The 20,783-nt window shown below is 45.9% G+C and carries 14 protein-coding genes; 10 read left to right on the plus strand and 4 right to left on the minus strand.

The window, feature by feature from the left end; genetic code table 11:
• Nucleotides 1-54 precede the first annotated feature (54 nt).
• On the minus strand, nt 55-1,386 hold the full coding sequence (gene ffh / locus IAQ59_RS07655; RefSeq protein WP_209330208.1) for a signal recognition particle protein: 1,332 nt from the start codon (nt 1,384-1,386) through the stop codon (nt 55-57).
• 568 nt (nt 1,387-1,954) lie between these two features.
• Here ffh and IAQ59_RS07660 point away from each other — a divergent pair.
• The 7 genes from IAQ59_RS07660 (at nt 1,955) to IAQ59_RS07690 (ending at nt 13,682) form a co-directional block, all read left to right on the plus strand.
• Nucleotides 1,955-2,431 (plus strand): DUF6508 domain-containing protein, encoded by a 477-nt coding sequence (locus IAQ59_RS07660; RefSeq protein ID WP_209330209.1) that lies wholly within the window; start codon nt 1,955-1,957, stop codon nt 2,429-2,431.
• Between the two features lie 144 nt (nt 2,432-2,575).
• A complete protein-coding gene (locus tag IAQ59_RS07665; RefSeq protein ID WP_209330210.1) occupies nt 2,576-6,955 on the plus strand; it encodes a T9SS type B sorting domain-containing protein in 4,380 nt (1,459 codons plus the stop codon).
• Nucleotides 6,934-7,914 carry a PorP/SprF family type IX secretion system membrane protein gene (locus IAQ59_RS07670; RefSeq protein ID WP_209330211.1) on the plus strand — a complete coding sequence of 327 codons (981 nt, stop codon included), beginning with the start codon at nt 6,934-6,936 and terminating at the stop codon, nt 7,912-7,914. The genes IAQ59_RS07665 and IAQ59_RS07670 overlap by 22 nt, the downstream gene beginning before the upstream one ends.
• A 59-nt stretch (nt 7,915-7,973) precedes the next feature.
• Nucleotides 7,974-10,403: a YfhO family protein gene (locus IAQ59_RS07675; protein ID WP_209330212.1), complete on the plus strand. Its 2,430-nt coding sequence runs from the start codon at nt 7,974-7,976 to the stop codon at nt 10,401-10,403.
• A gap of 12 nt (nt 10,404-10,415) precedes the next feature.
• Nucleotides 10,416-11,120 carry a class I SAM-dependent methyltransferase gene (locus IAQ59_RS07680; protein WP_209330213.1) on the plus strand — a complete coding sequence of 235 codons (705 nt, stop codon included), beginning with the start codon at nt 10,416-10,418 and terminating at the stop codon, nt 11,118-11,120.
• 7 nt (nt 11,121-11,127) lie between these two features.
• The gene (locus IAQ59_RS07685) at nt 11,128-12,192 is read left to right on the plus strand and encodes a glycosyltransferase family 4 protein (RefSeq protein ID WP_209330214.1); all 1,065 of its coding nucleotides are present in this window, start codon (nt 11,128-11,130) and stop codon (nt 12,190-12,192) included.
• Nucleotides 12,189-13,682: an oligosaccharide flippase family protein gene (locus tag IAQ59_RS07690; RefSeq protein ID WP_209330215.1), complete on the plus strand. Its 1,494-nt coding sequence runs from the start codon at nt 12,189-12,191 to the stop codon at nt 13,680-13,682. The genes IAQ59_RS07685 and IAQ59_RS07690 overlap by 4 nt, the downstream gene beginning before the upstream one ends.
• Here IAQ59_RS07690 and IAQ59_RS07695 read toward each other — a convergent pair.
• The 3 genes from IAQ59_RS07695 to IAQ59_RS07705 all read right to left on the minus strand — a co-directional run bounded on the left by IAQ59_RS07695 (nt 13,679) and on the right by IAQ59_RS07705 (nt 17,626).
• Nucleotides 13,679-14,779 carry a DegT/DnrJ/EryC1/StrS family aminotransferase gene (locus tag IAQ59_RS07695; protein ID WP_209330216.1) on the minus strand — a complete coding sequence of 367 codons (1,101 nt, stop codon included), beginning with the start codon at nt 14,777-14,779 and terminating at the stop codon, nt 13,679-13,681. The genes IAQ59_RS07690 and IAQ59_RS07695 overlap by 4 nt on opposite strands.
• Nucleotides 14,780-14,797: 18 nt before the next feature.
• A complete protein-coding gene (locus IAQ59_RS07700; RefSeq protein WP_209330217.1) occupies nt 14,798-16,084 on the minus strand; it encodes a glycosyltransferase in 1,287 nt (428 codons plus the stop codon).
• Between the two features lie 84 nt (nt 16,085-16,168).
• Nucleotides 16,169-17,626, minus strand: coding sequence for an NADP-dependent isocitrate dehydrogenase (locus IAQ59_RS07705; protein WP_209330218.1), 1,458 nt, complete (start codon nt 17,624-17,626; stop codon nt 16,169-16,171).
• 341 nt (nt 17,627-17,967) lie between these two features.
• On the opposite strand from IAQ59_RS07705, the gene IAQ59_RS07710 reads away from it, so the two are divergent.
• From IAQ59_RS07710 to dut, 3 genes are read left to right on the plus strand one after another with little or no spacing between them, the layout of a single operon-like run.
• A complete protein-coding gene (locus IAQ59_RS07710) occupies nt 17,968-18,753 on the plus strand; it encodes an enoyl-CoA hydratase/isomerase family protein (protein ID WP_209330219.1) in 786 nt (261 codons plus the stop codon).
• Nucleotides 18,754-18,774: 21 nt separating this feature from the next.
• Entirely contained in the window at nt 18,775-20,292 is a 1,518-nt protein-coding gene (locus IAQ59_RS07715; protein ID WP_209330220.1) for a lipopolysaccharide biosynthesis protein, read from the plus strand.
• Between the two features lie 6 nt (nt 20,293-20,298).
• Entirely contained in the window at nt 20,299-20,730 is a 432-nt protein-coding gene (gene dut, locus IAQ59_RS07720) for a dUTP diphosphatase (RefSeq protein WP_209330221.1), read from the plus strand.
• Nucleotides 20,731-20,783 lie beyond the last annotated feature (53 nt).

Raw genomic sequence — 20,783 nt, forward strand, 5'->3', positions numbered from 1 at the left:
ACCGGCCAAAAATAAGCCGGTACCTTTTTTCAGTTTTTAAGAGTATCTATTTACCTATCTTCGGCGGCCTCCAAGGGCCCCCAGTGCCTTTTTTGCTCCACCCATGTTGTTCATTTGTTTCATCATTTTCTTCATATCGCCAAATTGCTTCATGAGATTATTTACCTCTTGTATGGTTCTCCCGCTACCAGCAGCTAGCCGCTTTCTCCTGCTTCCGTCGATAATCTCGGGATTTTCACGCTCCCCAGGAGTCATACTTTTGATGATTGCTTCAATCGGTTTAAACGAATCGTCATCAATATCCAACCCACGAATGGCCTTTCCCATACCGGGGATCATCCCTAGCAGGTCTTTGATATTGCCCATCTTTTTGATCTGCTCTAACTGAGATAAAAAGTCGTCGAAATTGAACTGATTTTTCCGGATTTTGGCATTAATACGCTTTGCTTCATCTTCGTCAAAAGACTGCTGTGCCTTTTCCACCAGAGATATGACATCTCCCATACCCAAAATCCGCTGGGCCATCCTATCGGGATAGAAAATATCCAAATTCTCCATCTTCTCCCCGGTAGAAATGAACTTGATCGGCTTATTGACTACATGGCGAATGGAAATTGCCGCACCACCTCGGCTATCCCCATCTAGCTTCGTCAATACGACCCCGTCAAAATTCAGTCGCTCGTCAAAGGTCTTTGCCGTATTCACCGCATCCTGTCCGGTCATAGAGTCCACCACGAAGAGCGTCTCGGACGGATTTACCTTCCCTTTCAGCGCTGCGATTTCATCCATCATCTTTTCATCCACTGCCAAACGGCCCGCCGTATCAATAATCACCGTTTTTTTCCCGGTCTTCTTGGCATGGGCGATCGCATTGGTGGCTATTTGCACTGCATCCTTAGTATCGGGTTCGGCATACACTTCTACCCCTATCTGTCCTCCGAGTGTTTTAAGCTGCTCGATCGCCGCAGGTCGATAAATATCACAACCAACGAGCAAAACCTGCCTTCCCTGTTTCTTGAGGTAGGTCGCAAGCTTGCCTGAAAAAGTTGTCTTACCAGAGCCTTGCAGACCAGAGATCAAAATGACCGCCGGATCCCCCTTTAGATTGATATCCTCCTTAGCACCACCCATCAATTCGGTCAGTGCTTCCTGGGTGATTTTAACTAGCAATTGCCCGGGTGATACCGCTATTAGCACATCCCGTCCCAATGCTTCCTCCTTGATGCGGTCTGTTACGTCTTTGGCCACTTTGTAGTTGACATCCGCATCTATCAGTGCTCTCCTGATTTCTTTCACGGTACTCGCCACATTTATTTCAGTGATGGTGCCTGTACCCTTTAAGGTTTTAAATGCTCTGTCTAACTTATAACTCAGATTATCGAACATGGTCTTCTAGTCATTTTTTTTCTATCACAAAAATAAATAAAATAAATTCCATAAAAAGTTTTCTGGACCATATAATGCCCAGCGACCCAATTCCGACGGGTAAGTTGCCTTTTAAGGGCTCGCTAAAAAAATAAGAGATTATTTGAAAAAAATTTTTACTATTATTTAGTTTTATAATTCAATCATGATTTATCCTATTAACCTACCTCTAGAGGAGGCTCTGCTCCCAAAACCACGATTGAGACACCCTAAAACAATGATTTTAGGTGAAATATCAACCTTTGAAATATCCAATAAGCCAAAAAGTTGTATCTAACATGCAAAAATACCCCGATCAGGGTATTTTTTAGGTTAGAAAAAAGTCGTTACTTACGCCCTGAAATGACATCATAATCAATTGCTTATGAAAAACTCCAAAGGATTGATTGTGTGGGAGATTACTGGGTTAAGGAGGCTGACAATACATCAATAAAACTGTTTACTAATTAAAATCATAGTAAATTTTAAAAATTTGTAACTATAGTCAAATATTCTAGTTATATAAATTTCATAAATAAAACTAAATATTATGAACATGATACAAGAATCTACACCCCTTTTTATTCCGATCAGCAGTTTTTCGGAGCACTGCCGCAAACTTGCCGGCAGCAACCTGAAACCACTTATCGAGGTAATTCACGAGCTGGAATTCAAATTCTACAAAGCAGAGAAAACACTCGGAATACTTAACTTCAAAGATACCCCCTATGAAATTTTAGGATTAAAGGGCATTCATGTCAGGGTGCTCGACACTGTCCTAAAGCTGAGATTGGTACCTTTATTTGATTGGTATTCGTGGAGAGCAGAAGCTGAACTCTACTACAATAATCCTTCAAAACTCTATGGATTGGACATCGTAACATTAGGCAAAATCCTAACGGTCATGCTGCGATCCCAGAGCATCTACGAACCTGGTTTTCTGGAGGAAAAGATTAAAGACCGATTTGTATTAAATTTATTGAAAGCCATCGTACAGGCCCTTCAGCAGGATAGTTCTCTAAGCTAACCTAAAGCCCATATTAAAAAGGACAAATATTGGCAGGGTAAAACCTAATGATAAATTAGTTGGTTTTAAACTTGGCGCAGATATTGTGCTGACGCTGATAAATCATAGCGAAACCAATTGGAATCACCCCATACCACACTACCCATGGGCCAATCGCTGCGAAAGCGACTGTCTCTACCTACTTGGAATATCTGCTTGATGGTACTTTTTCTGTTTCAAGCAGCGGGGATGAACTCTATTGCATCCGCACAGAGTAATCCGTCGTTAACCATTACCAAAGAGGATGCCTCCTGCCCTGGAAATGGATCCATTTTGGCCACAATTGCCGTGGATGGGACAACAACCTTGACCAATGTCGTTTTCAGCCTTTTTTTGCCTCCGAATTTTCAAGAGCCCTTGGTAAGTAACGGATCCGGGATTTTTGATGGCCTTTCGCAAGGAAACTACCTTGTAAGAGCCACCGGTGAATCTTCAAGCACCGAATTCCTTATTGAATCCGAGGTTGAAATACAAAGGAACGTACAAGGATTAAATTTTTTTATCTCCGCGCAAGATATTTGCTCGGGAAACGACGGTGTACTGACAGCCATAGTTGAAACAGGCTCCCCGACTAGCTTCGAACTAAGGGGAGCCAAAAATCACCCTCCACAGACCAATCCTTCCTTTTCCAATTTAAGTGAAGGACTTTATACCTTAATTATAGTCGATGAGTGCGGCGAGGTCTATTCCCAGGACTACCAGTTGACGAAACCATCATTTGGTATTGACCCATCGTACCAAGAGTTCAACTCACTGCTCCCATCCTGCGATCTCGTAACGGTGGGACACCGGTTGGTATCCACCACAGCAGCTATTCAATTTCCGGTTGAGGTGACATGGACCATCGCTGTGCCCAATGGTGCAATTGAAACCATTACAAGAGAATTTCAAGAAGGAGATTTGACCCGAGGCACCTTTTTTTCCGATATTCCCTTCTTTCAAGGCACCTCCTATACCTATCAGATTCAGGCCACCGATAACTGTGGTTTCACCACGCCACCTCAGCAATTTACCATCAATAAAACTATTTCAATATCAGATGATCTCAGATGGGGAGCTGGACTTTGTGGAAGGAGGCGCCTATCCATCAAGCCCCAATTTGCCCACCCTCCTTTCACCATAGAGTTTGATGCCTTCCCGGAGGGCTTTGACCCCGGTGAGGCAAATCCCAATTTCCCCGGTCCATTTACCGAGAATAATATTTTCTTTGGAAGCCCAGAAGATCCGATTCCAGATGGCTTTTATGCACTCACCCTATCAGACGCCTGCGGCAACACTGCCTCAATCAGTGTAGATCATCGAACCATCGTCGGTGCGCCTTCCGCTACGGTGCTAAAAAGCTGCACCCCTGGTTTTGCAAGTTTGGAATTACTGAATTTTGACTATTTTTTGGAAAATGTCACGTTAGTGGATGGTCCCCCGGAGTTTGGCCAGTCGTTTCCGGTGGATTTATCGCAGCACATTAGCCAGGTAGACTCCCGAAGGTTTTTTTTGGGAGAAATCCCTTCCGGAGATTATACTTTCGAAGTAAAAACAAGCTGCGGAGACGAAGTGTATAGAAGAACCTACCCCATCGCAGGTACGACGGTTACTTCAGAAGAAATAACCGTAGAAGAAAATTGCGGAACATTTAGTGTCTTTCTCAATTACCTCAGCGATATCCCCAACAGCCAAAACCTTCGCTTCGGGCTTCAAAGAAAAGACCCTCAAACCGGGGTTTGGGGCCATCCCCAAACAGGTGTACCCTATGAGGAAGGTCAGGAATTGACAGCCGCAAATGCCGTTATGCTGTTCAATGGCCAATCCAATATAAACCTTGCCTATTCAGGCGATTTGCGGATTGTCAAAGCTGTTCGGGTATTTAAAGACGGTGCAGACATTCTACCGGGTGAAAGCGCATTTACTCAATGCATCAGCACGGTAAAAGAGTTTTATTTTGCAGGACGGGCCGAATTGGTATCTATCAACTTTTTTTCCTGCGGAAACGGTTTCTACGATGTCTATTTTTCAGAGGTGGGATATGAACCGGTTACTTACAGCATTGTTTCCATCAATGGTATTCCGGTAGATATCCAAAATGGCACAGATCCCCTGTTTAGAAATTTAGAAGCTGGACGCTACCGGTTTCGCATGATCGATCGATGCGGAAATACGACTACTTCCAGCCTCACCTTATTTGGTAGCAACCTCCCTGCTATCACGCCCACAAACCTGTGCGAAGGTGAGAACGGTAGTCTGCTTGTACCTTTCTTCGAACAGGTAGATTACGAATGGTTTCGAACCGATGCGCCGGACGTGATACTCAGCACGGAACATATTCTGCGTTTTTCACCATTTTCGATAGACACCCACGCAGGCGTATATCAGGTACGCCTATCTCTACCCGATCCGGAAAGTTGTATCAATGAAACCTTGGAATTCACCATAGACCCTGAGCAAGTAAACGGTAAGGCTGGTATCGGCCAGGTGGCAACCATTTGCTTTGGTGAAATAGTAGACTTATTTGACTACTTGGCCCCCCCGTTCGGTATGTATGGCACTTGGGAAGACTTAAACAATAGCGGACAGTTGACGGGAAACCTATGGAATACGGAAGGACTGTCTCCTGGAGAATACGAGTTTGGGTACAAGATCTTTGGCCTCTGTGCAGGCGAAGATGAAACGGTGGTAAAGCTTACACTATTACCTCCCATCGAATCACCTGAAGGTCTGCAAATACAAGAGTTTTGTGCCACAAGTAACCCAACACTGGAAAGCCTGCAGGTTTCCGGGGAAAATATCCGTTGGCACGCTACGCCTGCCGGAGATCAACCACTGTCTCCGGACAACCCGCTTCAGGACAGAGTGACCTACTACGCAGAACAGGTGATTGGAGGTTGCCCTTCTGCAGAACGGCTACCAGTAAGTGTACGCATTTACCCGGAACTGACCAATGCGGTGATTCAGGAAAATCAGGTAGTCTTCCAATTACAACCAATCGATCCGCTAATTGGGCAACCGGTAGAAGGGGGCAAGCTTCCCTATACCTACCAGTGGGAACGATCACTAGATGGTGAAAACTGGACGGAAATCACCGAGGCTACCGAAGCATTTTTTGCCCCTGAACCAATACTGGAGAACACCTATTTCCGAAGGATCGTGAGGGATCAGCTTTGCGGTGAACTTATTAGTAACGTCATACTGATAGAAACCAAGGTCGCACCGATACAAGCTACTGCAGATCGGTATGGTCCCATTAAGGGTTTTGAGGAAAATATCTTGGGAGTATGGACCAATGACCTGTTTATGGAGAGGCCGATTCAACCCGGAGAGGTGACGTTTGCGGTAACTTCGGTCACCGATGATTCAGGCACCGAAACAAATCTCAATGTAACCTTTGATCAGGTTGGGAACTTGGTTCTTGCTCCCGGAGCAGGTGCCGGAAACTATGTGGTGGAATACCAGATCTGTCAAACTGGAATACCAGGCAATTGCAGCGATGCCACCGTGGAACTTTGGGTAGGCAGGGTAGAAATCACCTTGGAAAAAAGAGTAGACCGGCAAAGGGCTGTGGAGGGTGAAATCCTTACGTTTTTTATCTCCGCCACTAACAACAGCCCCTTTGCGCTGGAAAATGTCATCTTGGAGGACATCCTTCCAGATGGTCTGATGTTCTTATCGGCCTCTATCACTCCAACAGGTAGCTATCAGTGGAATTGGGAAAGTCTTGGCATGCAAGAAAACATTGAAATTACCCTGGATGTAATGGCTACCCAAGACGGCGATTATGTCAATGAAGTGCGGATATCAGCAGGAGATTTCGAACAGGCCGCCTCTAGTCCCGAGGTAATCGTAAGAGTTAGGGAGTCTGAATTAAGCCTCACCAAAACTGTCACTCCGGAAGAAGTGGAGGATGGAGATACGTTTTTCTATGAATTGGAGATCCAAAACAATGGAATTGACGAGGGAACCGACTTGTCCATTTTTGACCGACTGCCGGTGGGCGTTAGGTTTGTAAGTTGGGAATTTGAATCTACTAGCTCTGAAATAACCCCCAGCTTGACCAATTCGGGACGTTTGCTGACATGGAATGTAGCTAAATTCCCTGTGAACGCATCATTGATCATCCGTGTAGAGGTCGTCGCTCTGACAGATGGCACCTTTACCAACGAAGCTTGGGTCGTTAGCGAGGCCTTAGACCCAGATACTGCAAACAATGCTTCTCAGGTTTCGAAACAAATCAAGCCGCTTTTCATCCCAAACGTAATCAAGCCGGACAATGATGGAAAAAACGAGACGTTTATCGTTAGGGCGGAACATAAATTTGAAAAAACCGAACTGGTGATATTCAATCGATGGGGGGATCCGGTATTTCAATCAGATGACTACCAAAATGACTGGAACGCCTCAGGATTAAACAGTGGCACCTATTATTACCAACTGAACGGGTATTTACCGGGCGGAGAGAAAATACAATATAACGGATGGGTTCAAGTAATCAAATAGGCCTGATTTTTTCGTGCTTGCTACGCATCGGCTCTACTTTGCTGGCTGGTTTCGGTTTGATTCCGTTGTCGGCAGAGGGACAACAAATCCCACAATTCAGCCAATATACCTTTAACGGACTCCATATTAACCCTGCCTATGCCGGTTACAAATTAGATCCGTTTGTGCAGGCAACCTACCGAAGTCAATTTATGGCATTCCCTGGGTCTCCGCAGACCTTCAGTATTTCCGGGGACATGGCTTCCAAAGATGGCAGCATGGGGTTTGGTGCTACGCTGCTTTCCGACCGACTGGGTGCCTCTTCGGTGCAAAGTATACTCCTCACCTATGCCTACAAAATCAAAACCGGGGACCGTTCCTATCTGGGGTTGGGAATCAGTGGCGGCACTTCGGAGTATAGTATCGACGGCAGCAGGCTACTCCCTGACGACCCTACGGATGGAACCATCCCCATGGAGCGCATCAACTTATTTACACCTAACCTGAACAGTGGACTGTTCTTCCATACAGAAAGTTTTTTTACCGGCATTAGTGTGTTCAATATGATTGGGCGCCAAAGGCTGGAGAACAGGGATCTGGCATTGGCCACGCATAATTTTCACTATTTCTTTCAGATAGGTGGCATATTCGAACTTAGTCCGCAAGCCTCGCTAAAGCCCAGCCTGCTCGTCCGGGAGGATCTTTCCGGACCCACCAGCTACGACCTAAACACCATGGTGCTACTCGATGAGCGATTCTGGGTAGGGGTCTCCTACAGATCGGGTTGGGGAAACCGGGGAAATAGAAACGCCATTGCCATGCTTTTTGACCTGTTTTTGTCCAATGACCTGCGGTTTGGCTATGCATATGATTTCAACCTGACCGCAACCAATAACTACCGAAACAACTCCCATGAATTTTCTTTGGGTTATTACTTGGGCGATAAAATGCGGAGACCAGGGCACAATTATAAATTTTAGAAGTGGAGATTAATCCTTAATTTGCAGCGATAACGAGTTGCCAATTTTAAACCTCACACATGGCTTTTAGCTTCAAAAAAGATATACTTCCCCACTTACTGGGAGTTTTAGCCTTCTATTTGATTACGGTTCTTTATTTCTCTCCCATAGTTTTTGAAGGAAAACTCTTGTTTCAATCAGACATCTTGCAGTGGGAAGGCTCCGCAAAAGAAGTACTCGACTATAGAAACGAAACAGGCGAAGAAACCTTGTGGACTAACCGCATGTTTGGCGGCATGCCGGCATACCTCATTCACAGCAACCCAAAAGGTGACATTACCAATTTCCTGATTAAGCTCCTAACGCTCGGTCTGCCACACCCAATAGGATCCCTGTTTTTTGGAATGGTAGGAATGTATATATTGCTCTTATGCTTCCGGATACGGCCGGAGATATCCGCCGCCGGAGCGGTGGCCTTCGCTTTTAATACGTTTAATATATTGAGTTTGGAAGCAGGACATAACGCTAAGATTTGGGCTGTTTGCCTCATCCCCCTTCTTTTTGCTGGAGTACACCTCGCTTTTACGGGCAAAAAATTACTGGGTACCCTAATAACAGCCTTTGCTATCCTACTACAGCTTAAATTCAACCACCTTCAGATCACCTATTACACGCTTATTATTGTAATCATCTATGGAATAGGCCAGTTGATCCACTTCCAGCAGAAAAACGAACTCCCAGCATTTGGAAAGGTCACCGGCCTATTGATCCTCGGCGCCTTTTTGGGTGTGCTAGGAAATGCCGCGCGATTAACCAGCGTAATGGAATACAGCCAATACTCTACTCGCGGTGTGAGCAACCTAGAAACCCCGCAGCAAGTTGGCCAATCCGGACTGGACAAAGACTATGCATTCAATTGGTCCCAAGGAAAGCTGGAATCATTGACCTTCTTGATACCTAATTTTTTGGGCGGTGGAAGTGTGCAGCCTTTACCCCGCTCATCTGCATCAGAGGAGGCGTTGAGGAAGCAAGGCATTGAACCTGCGCAGATAGCCGAATTTACACGCGGTGCGCCCACCTACTGGGGTGATCAGCCCGGTACCGGAGGCCCCATTTACGGAGGAGTGATCATGGTTTTCTTTTTCATTATTGGTTTATTTTTTGCGCCTTCATTATACAGGAATATCTTCCTAGGAATCACGGTCGCCACCTTAATCCTTTCCTGGGGAAAAAATCTTGCATGGCTAAACTACTTCCTTTTTGACTACCTCCCCGGCTATAACAAGTTTAGAGCCGTATCCATGTCTTTGGGCATCACCCTTTTTGCGTTTCCTGTACTCGGAGCTCTAGGACTCCAAAATCTGATCAGCCTACCTCCGAAAAAAGAAAACTTCCGAAGATTTTGGATAGCTACCGCTGTGGTATTGGGAATGATTGCACTTGCCGTGATCATTGCTGGAATTTTGGGCTATAGAGGGACAGCGGAAGGTTCCTATCCAGACTGGCTGCAACAAGCACTTCGGGAAGACCGAAAAAGCATGTTGCTATCCGACACATTTCGAAGCATCGCATTTCTTGTGGTAACGGCAGGCCTGCTTTTTGCCCTATTAAAACAAAAGCTAAACCAATCCCTTGCACTCAGCGTCATGGCAGTATTGGTAGCGATCGACGTATGGGGCATAAACCGTCGGTACTTGAATAAAGACAGCTTTGCCGAAAATCCCAGTCAGCAGTACTTTTCCGCCACCCCGGCCGATCAGAAAATCCTGCAGGATCCAGGCCATTTTAGGGTCCTCAACCTACAGAATCCTTTCAATGAAGCCAGAACCAGCTACCGATTCAACAGCATAGGTGGGTATCATGGCGCAAAACTCGGAAGGTATCAAGAGCTGATAGAAAACCGCATTTCTCCCGAGATAAACCAATTTATCCAAAAAGCACAGGAAGGTAATTTTGATTTTGAGAGTATCCCGGTGCTAAACATGCTGAACACCAAATACATCATGGCGGGACGAGCTGAAAATGCCGTATTTCAAAACCCCCAAGCAAACGGCCCTGCTTGGTTTCCCGCAGAAATAATAAACGTAGACACCAATCAAGAAGAAATCGACCTGCTGAACGGCTTGGATACAAAGACAAAAGCCACTTTTGCCATTGCGCAAGGTAGCGCGCCAGCCATTGGGTCCGGATCTGTGACGTTGAAATCGTACCAACCCAACCAATTAACGTATTCGGTAGAAGCTAATAAGGCCGGGCTGGTGGTATTTTCCGAAGTCTACTACCCTGAAGGATGGACTGCCACGATCAACGGAACAACTGCGGAAATATTACGAACCAATTACCTGCTTCGTGGATTGGAGGTTCCACAGGGCCAATCCGATGTCGTATTTCACTTTAATCCTACCACCTATGCCACCGCTTCGCTGGCGATGAACATCACCCAATACCTGTTGGTTTTGGCCCTTGGATTCGCCTTGGTAGTTTCTATTCGCCGACGCAGCAACCAATAACCCCATTGCACCATGTCTGAGGATGTAGCCAAATTTTACGACGAATTCGCCGATCTACAACTTAAAATCGGTGTAAACTCAAGACACGTGAGTATCTTGAAAAAAGTAATGGATGCCGGATTAAAGCCTTGGCACCATGTTTTGGAAGTGGGTTGTGGCATTGGAACGGTAAGCCACCTACTGGCCAAAAAAGTCCCGAAAGGCAATGTACTAGCCGTCGACATTAGCCCGGAAAGTATCCGACAAGCTACCCATTTATGGGCCAAATATCCCAACCTTCGCTTTGAAACATCGGATATGAAGGACTTTGACAAAAAAGAACAGACTTTTGATGCAGTGGTCTTTCCCGATGTGTTGGAGCATATCCCAGTTGAAGACCATTTTGCACTGTTCGAAACCATAAAGCGTCACAGTCATCCGGACACCATAGTGTTTATACACATTCCTGCACCAAGATTTCTGGAATGGATGATCGAAAACGAGGCTGAAAAACTTCAGGTAATCGATCAGCCCCTAGATACCGCCACATTGGTGGAAAACCTCTCAGCCAATGGGTTTTACCTCGACAAAATGGAAACTTACAGTGTTTTTTACAACGAAAAAGACTACCAGTATTTCGTGTTTAAAAAGCAGCGACCGATAGAAGCGGTCACGCACAAACCCAAATGGCAGATCTTTAAGGAGCGGATTTGGAACAAGCTAGGCCTTTCCAACTGAAGTCTCCATGCTAGTCTATGTAGCCCCGATCAAAACTGCATTTATCCAAAGAGATTTGGAAATGCTAGAGGAACACACCAAGCTTACCTTCCTGACATTTACCGATAAACCGCTGCTTCTTCCGGCCTTTTTCCTGATACAGTTCCTACAGCTCACCCTGCTGCTGCCTTTTACTCGTCGTTATCTGTGCTTTTTTGGAGGCTATCACACGGTGATCCCGGTAATACTGGGAAGACTATTCGGAAAAAAAGTAATCATCCAATGCGGCGGCACAGACGCCATGCACCTCCCCCACATTAACTATGGAAATTACCGAAAAAAGTGGTTGCGCCGGGCCACTGTATTCAGCTTTAAAAATTGCAGCCTGATCGTGCCAGTCTCGGAGGCATTGGTTTCATCAGATTACCGATACGATTCAGAGGTACCAGCAAAGCAGGGCCTCCGAAACCTGATCCCTGGGTTAAAAACCCCCATCCAAGTAATTCACAATGGCTTCGACACAGTCTTTTGGAATGACTCTGGCACGAATAAAAAATCGTTTTCCTTCGTGACCGTAGCAACAGGGATATCTGCGGCCAACCGCGCCAGCGTGAAGGGCATAGATCTAATACTTAAACTGGCAAAAACCTACGCACATTACCATTTCACATTAGTAGGTGATGCGGCGTTTTCGGTAGATCTGCCAAATGTTTATGTACTACCCAAACTCAGCACCATGGAACTCCGGGAAGTCTACAGACAAACCCAATTTTATCTCCAATTATCTGCTTCTGAAGGATTTCCAAATGCCCTGGCAGAAGCCATGCTTTGCGGCTGTGTCCCTATAGGTTCCCATGTAGGTGAAATCGCACACATCATTGGCGACACCGGCTTTTTACTCGAACGAAAGGATTTTCAACAACTCTCTGCAATCATCGATAGCTTGGAAAAACAAAATTTGGCTGTCCTTCGTCAAAAGGCTCGCTTCCGCATCATGAACCTATTCCCTTACGGACTCAGAAAGCAAAAATTGCTAAAACTCATCTCACAACCAACTTTCTCCCCTACCTGCGACCAACCCGACCCACAGTGAATAAAATCGCCAAACAAAGTTTGCTCACCACCTTGTTCGCCTATTTGGGGGTTGTCGTAGGGTACTTTAACGTGCTTTGGCTACTGCCGTTTGTACTGGAACCGAACCAAGTGGGACTCTTCAAAACCATCCAAGATTTGGCGATATTGCTCGTTCCTTTCGCCCAACTGGGAATAGGAAACGGAATAACGCGTTTCTTTCCCTTGGTGGAAGGGAGCAAATTCTCGCTTTTGACCCAGACGCTTACCGTTGGCGTCATCGGTTTTGTGGTTATTGCCGGGTTGTTCGTGTTTTTTCAAGATACTGTCATAGCAGTCTTTGCCCGAAACGCTCCCGATGTAAATGACTACCTGCTGGTTGCGTTACTCATTACCTTATTTTCTTTGCTCAGCACCATCTTGGAATCCTTTTGTAGATCTTACCTCAAAGTGGCCTTCCCTTCCTTTATACGAGACGTTCTATTGCGCCTACTGATTGCGCTATTGGTCCTTGGCTATTACATAAAACTGTATTCATTTTCAGCGCTGATGTGGGGACTTGGAGGCGTCTATTTATTGGCATTACTGGCCATGATGACCTATATGGTGCGGTCTAAGCTTTTTCAGCTTACCTTAAACTGGCAAAACCTGGACCGGAAATTCCGCAAATCATTTTTTAGCTACAGCTTTATCACATTGCTGGGAACGGCAGGGGCATTACTGATCATGAAGATTGATAGCTTAATGGTCAGTTCGCTGATCGGATTAGATGCCAATGCGGTTTACATCATTGGGTTTTCCATTGCAGTAGTCATTGAAATGCCCCGAAGAGCCATCTCCCAAGTAATCATGCCGGTCATTTCTGAGAAATTTGCAGTCGATCAATTAGATGATATTCACCAGATATACCGAAAAGTAGCTGTAAACCAGCTACTGATTTGTCTGCTGATATTTGGTTTGATCTGGCTAAACATAGATAACCTGTACCATTTCGTCCCAAACCGGGAAATTTACCAGGCTGGCAAATGGGTGGTTTTTCTCATTGGCATGGGTAAAATCACGGATGCCCTCTTTTCGGTGAATAGTGAAATCATAGTTTTTTCAAAATTCTACCTCTTTAACATCACTGCCACCTTGATTATGTGTATCGCGGTGATTATGTTTAACTTTTGGCTCATCCCAATATGGGATATAGAAGGGGCCGCCATGGCCTCCTTCATGGCCATGCTTCTATACAACCTGATCAAATTTATTTATATCAAGGTTCGATTGGGATTTAGCCCTTTTTCAATTGCACTGCTCAAGATCGTCCTGATCGGGGCTTTCAGTTGGTCAATTGCACAATTCGTTGTCCCTGGATTGGAAACCGTCCTGTTAGACCTAGTCCTGAAAAGTAGCGTGTTTGTTTTCTGTTACCTACTCGGATCAAAACTATGGCAAGTCTCTCCCGAATCAGAGAACTGGATAAAAGACCGGGTTGCACATGTTTGGTCTACTGTAAAAAAAAGTTAGCCTCGCTGAAAATACGCTACTAAAGCATCGCAAACCCGGTGAACCTCCTCCTCCCTCAAGCTGGGATTCAAGGGAAGAGACAGCGTAGAGCGAGCGATGGTACTCGCCACAGGGAACGCTCTCCCCTCCAAAAAGGGCTTTAGATGAGGTAAGATCTCCGGGTAATGAATCGCCGTACCGATGCCCCTCTCCTCCATATACGCTTTTAGCTGATCCCGATTGACACACTGGATGGTAAACAAGTGTGCGTTGTGGTCTGCTTGCAGCATACCCATGGGCAGGCTGATTTCAGAAAGTCCCCCCAAGCGTTCAAGGTAGATTGCTGCTAGTTTCTTTCTTCGCTCTTGCATGGATTCAAAATGCTTCAGCTTGATGCGTAAAAAAGCAGCTTGCAACGTATCTATTTTAGCATTTCTGCCAGAAATCTCATGTTCGTCCCGTTTTGGCTGCCCATGATTTAGAAATAGACTTAGGTTTTCCGCCGAAATTGAATCGCTTGTCACCAACAACCCGGCCTCCCCTAGTGCACCTAGGTTTTTGGTAGGATAAAAACTAAAACAACCCACATCCCCCCAGCCGCCTGCGGGTATACCACTTTGAAAAGCGCCAAAGGCCTGCGCGGCGTCTTCTACCACTCGAAGATCCATTGAACGAGCAAAGGTGGTCAACGCCGCCATATCCACCATTTTCCCATACAAATGTACAGGAATAATCGCTTTCGTACGTTCTGAAAGCCCCTTGTCCAATCGGTTCAGATCAAGCAATCCATTCCGGTCTACTTCCGCGAATTGGGGGACAGCACCGATGTTTACGACTGCTTCAGCAGTGGAAATCCAACTAAGTGCCGGCACAATCACCTCATCTCCCGGCTTCACACCAACTACCTTCAACGCCATTTCCAGTGCGTCGGTACCATTTGAGCAGGGAATGGCATATTTTACGCCCAAAAATCGACTCACTTCCCTGGCAAAAGATTCAACTTCATGGCCAGAAGAAAAAACCCCAACCCGTAATATCTCCGTGAATTTAGCCTCCAGCTCCGGCCTCAATGATTCATGTAACCGGCCAAGCTCTAGAAAAGGAATATGCAGTCTCATCTCGTTGGACATTGAACGTCAAAGCTCATCTAAAATCTCTGCTAGCTTTCCTGTGATGCGGCGTCTTTCAAATGACCCCATGCCCGCGCTCGGAAGCGGTGTAGCACGAAGGGTATTGGCTACGTGAAGAAACGCTTCTATTTCCCCCTCCTCCGAATGACTGATTACCTTACCAGCCTCTGCGTCGTGAATAAGTTTAGCTGCGTCACCGGCAGGATCTCCCAAAGCCAAAATTCTTCGATTTGTCGCCAAGTACTCGAATAACTTTCCCGGAATATTTCCCTTGGCATTTTTGGTGTCGGTTAGAATCAGCAGCAGCAAGTGCGCGCGCTCATAATACCTGAATACCTCCTCATGGCTCACATAGCCCGCAAATGCCACATGTCGAATTAACCAACTATCTTCGGCAATGAAAGTCTTTACCGCCTCACTCACCCTTCCCACAAAGGTCATACGAACCGATAATTCCGTTGAACCGAATGATTTCCGAAGGGCATTCAGAAATGGAATCGGGTTTCGAATGGCATCGATAACCCCGGCATATACGATTTCAAACACCCGACCCTTAGACGGCTCCTTAGCGAAATCCACTGGCAGGTCATCAGCATCAAAGCCATTGGTCAGCAGATGAACACTGCGGCCCGATAGCTCTTCCATCTCCTGTTGAAAGGTCGGGCTGATGGTAATCAACGCATTGGCTTCGCCAAAAACCGAACCTTCCAATTTCCTGTGCCGCTGACGTACCAAAGACATCATCGGTAGGGTATCTAAAAACTCCCAAGAAGACCAGGGGTCGCGGAAATCGGCAATCCATGGGATGCCTGTGGCTCGCTTTAGGTTGCGGCCGATTAGGTGCATGCTATGAGGAGGACCGGTCGTAATTACTGCTTTGAAATTATTGGCCGCCAAAATGTCTACCAAGTACTTCACCGACGGTCGAACCCAAAACACCCGAGGATCAGGAATCAATGTGTTGGCCCTAAGCCAAATGGCGACATGGTCCAGCAGCGACTTTCGCTTTTGCTCCAAGATGACGGAAGTATCTTTGATTTCCTGTCTCTTGGCTTTACGTAAGAGGTGATAAGGCTCCCAAATGGGAAACTTCAATACTTCCATCTGAGCCGGAACTTCCTTAACCAAGCTCTCGTCCTTGAGATCAAAATCGGGATTTTCGGGAGTAAACACTACCGGTTCCCAACCATACGCTGGGAGGTATTTGGCAAATTTAAGCCAACGCTGCACACCCGACCCTGCAGTGGGGGGCCAGTAATAGGTGATGATCAAAACTCGACTTGGTGCGTCCATGGCTGCGAAATGAACAAAAGATTGCGATAATAAAAAGAACCCACCCACTACACATGAAGCGGTAGGGGTGGGCATACCAGTCAGCTATTCTCCCTGAGCGAGGGAAAATCCACGTTCCCCATTAAAAAGGTAGAGATGCTCTGTTTTAATGAAATCAAACCCAAGCTCCATCACTTGTTTTAAGACTTCGATGATTTGCAGGTGGGTGATCGCAGATTCGTCAGCGGTAAGAAAACGTACTCTCCAGTGGTCGGAACAAAAGGTTTCCTTCATCCCGTCAGGGTATACCTTCACACCTCGATTGGTGATCAGTCGCAATTTGAGCCCGTCGGCGTTTACCTGCCTTAACCGATCGCCAATGATATTGGGATCCCGTTGACCTTCTTTCCAGTCAATAAACACATCCACACCAATCAGCTCTTTCTTTGAAGGTTCACGCTTGGTCAAACGCAAATCTCCAGCCCCTTCATCGCCACCCTTTGCGAAGGATGCGGGAGCCATATTTTGTGGCTTTTGGCCCAATCGCTCAATGACCGCTTGTGCGAACTCCTGTGTTCCCACCTTCTTTTTGGAATTGCCTTCGTGAAATATATCTCCCGTATGGATGCCGTCTTCCAAGGTCTTCATCCAGGCATTGCTGATTTTTTCCGCTACATCCGGCTGTCCGATGTGCACCAACATCATGATGGCACCATTAAGGAGGCCCGAAGGATTGGCAATGTCCATACCAGCGATGTCCGGTGCAGAACCATGGATGGCTTCAAACATGGCGACGTCTTCTCCCACATTAGAAGAGCCCCCCAGTCCCACCGAACCGGTCACCTGAGCGGCTACGTCAGATATGATGTCTCCGTATAAGTTGAGGGTGACGATCACGTCAAACATCTCGGGTCTATCGGCAATCAAGGCTGTCCCTATATCGATGATCTTGTGGTCTGCCTCGATGTCTGGGTACTCTTTGGCTACCTCATTAAATACCTTATGAAAGAGGCCATCCGCCAATTTCATGATATTATCCTTTGTCATACAGGTCACCTTCTTTCGGTTATATTTACGGGCATATTCGAACGCGTACCGGACGATCTTTTCACTACCCGGCCTGGTGATCAATTTCAAACACTGGTACACCTCATCGGTCTGCCTGTGCTCAATCCCTGCGTATAGATCCTCTTCGTTCTCTCTGATGATTACCAAGTCCGTCTTCGGAAAATGGGTACGTATATAGGGCGCAAATGCCTTACACGGCCTTACATTGGCGTATAGGCCGAGGGTCTTACGGGTAGTTACGTTCAAACTTTTGAACCCCCCACCTTGAGGCGTGGTGATCGGTGATTTCAAAAAGACCTTTGTCTCCCTTAGGGAATCCCAAGCTCTTGGCTCTATTCCAGCGCTGATTCCTTTCAGGTATACTTTTTCTCCTATCTCGATGACATCCGTCTCGATAGCTGCACCCGCAGCTTCTAGAATAGAAAGTGTGGCATTCATAATTTCCGGCCCGATTCCATCGCCGTATGCTACCGTAATTTTTCTTTTTGAAGACATAAACGTTCGTTGTAAGTAGTTGAGAATTTACCTTAAGCAAAAATAACAAGAAATACCGGAGTAAACCTCAAAAAATTCATATTTAAGCGATACTCCATCCTAATAAATTCGACATTTCGGCTGCAAAATCTGATTATGTTAAAATATAATTTCGAAATTGAAGTAAAATTAAAATTTAGAGCCTGCAATACAGCACTGCGCATCCGATCAGGGACCTAACGGCACACCTGGCTTCTTTTTGGCTGAGTTGGTTGAATCCTTGCCTCTTATGATTTCTGTTCGTTTCTTTTGCGATTGAAATACGTACTTGTATATTTGAAGATTAACATGAAGCGTTTCGTATGGCAGAACAGAAAAATATTCTTTCGGAAATCAAAGATGGAATACTTTATTTAACCATAAACAGGGAATCCAAATTAAATGCTTTGAGTTATAAGATATTGGAAGAGCTCAATAATATCTTTAACGAAGTAAATGACAACAGATCCATCCGCGGAGTAATCATCACGGGCGCGGGGGAAAAAGCCTTTGTTGCCGGTGCGGACATCAACGAAATTTCCGAACTGAATGAAGTCAACGCCAGAAAATTTGCGGAATTCGGACAAGAAGTTTTTCAAAACATCGAATCTAGCCATAAACCAGTCATTGCCGTAATCAACGGCTATGCCCTAGGTGGGGGCTGTGAGTTGGCAATCGCCTGCCATATGCGGGTAGCTACGGAAAACGCCAAACTAGGACAGCCGGAAGTAAACCTTGGCATCATACCGGGATATGGTGGCACTCAAAGGCTTACTCACCTGATAGGAAGGACAAAGGCTACAGAGATGCTGATGACTGCGGATATGATCGATGCCCAAGAAGCCATGCGGCTCGGCATGCTAAATTACGTAGAACCTACCAAAGAGCTTGCCATAGCCCGGGCGGAAGGGATACTTTCCAAGATAATGAAAAAAGCACCGCTATCCATAGGCATGATTATAGACTGTGTAAATGCGGTGTATGAAGGTGCAGGTAGCGGCTTTCAGATTGAAGCAAACAGTTTTGCCAGGTGTGTGAAGTCAGAGGACTATCGTGAAGGTACCAAGGCATTTCTGGAAAAAAGGGAACCTAATTTTAAGGGGGAATAATTCCCCTTTTTTTATTTTAGCATGGGCCAGCTTAAGAAACTAGCAAGCCAATCGGCCGTTTACGGAATCAGTAGCATTTTAGGCAAAACTATCAACTTTTTGTTGATTCCGCTTTACACGGGGTACCTTCAGAAAGAAGACTTGGGGTCGTTTACGATGATTTATGCGCTGATCGCATTTCTTAATGTGCTCTTTACGTTCGGCATGGAGACTGCCTACTTCCGATTTGCCACAGGCAAGGGCCTTCCCGCGGAACGCGTGTATCACAACACACAAAGTCTGGTCGGATTGGTTGCATTGACGCTGGGATCCGTCGTATACCTGCTATCCGAACCACTGGCTGCGGTATTGGACTATCCCGGCAAAGAACATCTGTTTAAGTGGGTAGCATTCATCCTTACCATCGATGCCCTACTTGCCATACCTTATGCCAAGCTGCGAATGGAGGGAAAAGCGTTGGCTTTTGCGTTGATCAAGCTTTCAAACATCCTACTAAACGTAGGCTTTAATTTTTTGTTTATAGTGGTAGCGTACCATATTTATGTTGGTGATTGGCTACCCGGGTTGAAACCTTGGGTTCTCACAGTATACAGGCCGGATTGGGGTGTCGATTACATCCTTCTGGCAAATGTGCTTGCCAATGCACTCATGCTTCCCCTCTTGTGGTACTACAGCCGCCCGGTCAGGGTACGCTTAGAGCGGGAGATACTAAAGCCAATGTGGTCTTACGCATACCCGCTGATGTTTATGGGTTTGGCCGGGGTCATCAACGAAGTATTCTCGAGAGGACTTTTTGAATTTGCCCTTCCCGACGGTTTTTACCAAGGCCTGAGCAAACGGGAGGCCGGGGGAATATTTGGGGCGAATTTCAAGCTGGCCATATTTATGAACCTGATCATCCAAGCATTCAAATACGCTGCCGAACCCTTTTTCTTTCAGCAAACCGAAAATAAAGAAAGCCCGGCCGTATATGCCAAGGTCATGCATTGGTTCATTATATTCTGTACCTTTTTGATGGTAGTGGTTTCCGTCAACCTAGACCTTATCGGCCGCTTGTTCTTTCAGTCACCGGGATATGAAACAGGCTTGGGAATAGTTCCCATGCTACTATTGGGGTATTTATTTCTTGGGATTTATTATAACCTAAGCATTTGGTTCAAAATCACCGACCGTACATCCTATAGTTTTTACATCACTGCTATCGGTGCTGTCATCACTGTTGTGATTATCCTTACCTTGGTACCGGTATGGGGATTTTTCGGTGGTGCACTGAGCACATTAGGGAGTTATTTTGTCATGACTGTGATTTGTTACTTAATCGGCCAAAAGCATTTTAAAATCCCTTACAACGTGGGTAAAGGCATCTGGCTATTGGCAATCTCATTTGCCTTTAGTTATCTTGGCTTTTGGGTAGATACCGGGAATAATTGGTTAAATTTCGTTATACATAACAGTTTCGTGGTCGTTTACGGAGCTATCCTTTTTCTAATGGAAAAAAAGGAACTAACTTCGTTGCTATCGCGAAATAATCAAACCTAATAAAGTATGAATGTCAGGATTATCAACACCTCCAAACACGCACTTCCTTCCTATCAGACAGAAGAATCTGCAGGAATGGATCTGTATGCCAATACAGAGGCAGAGGTAACGCTTATGCCCCTAGAGCGCAAACTAATCGGCACAGGCTTGTACCTGGAACTTCCTTCTGGATACGAGGCACAGATCCGGCCTAGGAGCGGTTTGGCCTACAAATTTGGAATTACGGTATTGAATAGTCCCGGCACGATAGATTCTGATTATAGAGGTGAAATCAAAGTATTGTTGGTCAATCTTTCGGATCAGCCATTTGTCCTCCGAGATGGGGAACGAATTGCACAAATGGTGGTGGCGAAACACGAAAAGATCACTTGGCTGAAAACCGCTTCCCTCACTGAAACCATTCGCGGAGGAGGGGGATACGGCAGCACAGGTAGGTAGTACCATGGTCTTGAACCAATCCAATCCCATGAACCAAATTACCGGTTAAATTG

Source organism: Lunatimonas salinarum (genome assembly GCF_017811155.1).
Classification (GTDB): Bacteria; Bacteroidota; Bacteroidia; order Cytophagales; family Cyclobacteriaceae; genus Lunatimonas; species Lunatimonas salinarum.

What these genes read in the sequence shown, in the direction of transcription:
- IAQ59_RS07710 (WP_209330219.1), top strand. Translation starts at nt 17,968, where the DNA reads ATGGCAGAACAGAAAAATATTCTTTCGGAAATCAAAGATGGAATACTT.
- IAQ59_RS07705 (WP_209330218.1), bottom strand. Translation starts at nt 17,626, where the DNA reads ATGTCTTCAAAAAGAAAAATTACGGTAGCATACGGCGATGGAATCGGG.
- IAQ59_RS07675 (WP_209330212.1), top strand. Translation starts at nt 7,974, where the DNA reads ATGGCTTTTAGCTTCAAAAAAGATATACTTCCCCACTTACTGGGAGTT.
- IAQ59_RS07700 (WP_209330217.1), bottom strand. Translation starts at nt 16,084, where the DNA reads ATGGACGCACCAAGTCGAGTTTTGATCATCACCTATTACTGGCCCCCC.
- IAQ59_RS07685 (WP_209330214.1), top strand. Translation starts at nt 11,128, where the DNA reads ATGCTAGTCTATGTAGCCCCGATCAAAACTGCATTTATCCAAAGAGAT.
- ffh (WP_209330208.1), bottom strand. Translation starts at nt 1,386, where the DNA reads ATGTTCGATAATCTGAGTTATAAGTTAGACAGAGCATTTAAAACCTTA.
- IAQ59_RS07715 (WP_209330220.1), top strand. Translation starts at nt 18,775, where the DNA reads ATGGGCCAGCTTAAGAAACTAGCAAGCCAATCGGCCGTTTACGGAATC.
- dut (WP_209330221.1), top strand. Translation starts at nt 20,299, where the DNA reads ATGAATGTCAGGATTATCAACACCTCCAAACACGCACTTCCTTCCTAT.
- IAQ59_RS07660 (WP_209330209.1), top strand. Translation starts at nt 1,955, where the DNA reads ATGAACATGATACAAGAATCTACACCCCTTTTTATTCCGATCAGCAGT.
- IAQ59_RS07665 (WP_209330210.1), top strand. Translation starts at nt 2,576, where the DNA reads ATGGGCCAATCGCTGCGAAAGCGACTGTCTCTACCTACTTGGAATATC.
- IAQ59_RS07695 (WP_209330216.1), bottom strand. Translation starts at nt 14,779, where the DNA reads ATGAGACTGCATATTCCTTTTCTAGAGCTTGGCCGGTTACATGAATCA.
- IAQ59_RS07680 (WP_209330213.1), top strand. Translation starts at nt 10,416, where the DNA reads ATGTCTGAGGATGTAGCCAAATTTTACGACGAATTCGCCGATCTACAA.
- IAQ59_RS07670 (WP_209330211.1), top strand. Translation starts at nt 6,934, where the DNA reads ATGGGTTCAAGTAATCAAATAGGCCTGATTTTTTCGTGCTTGCTACGC.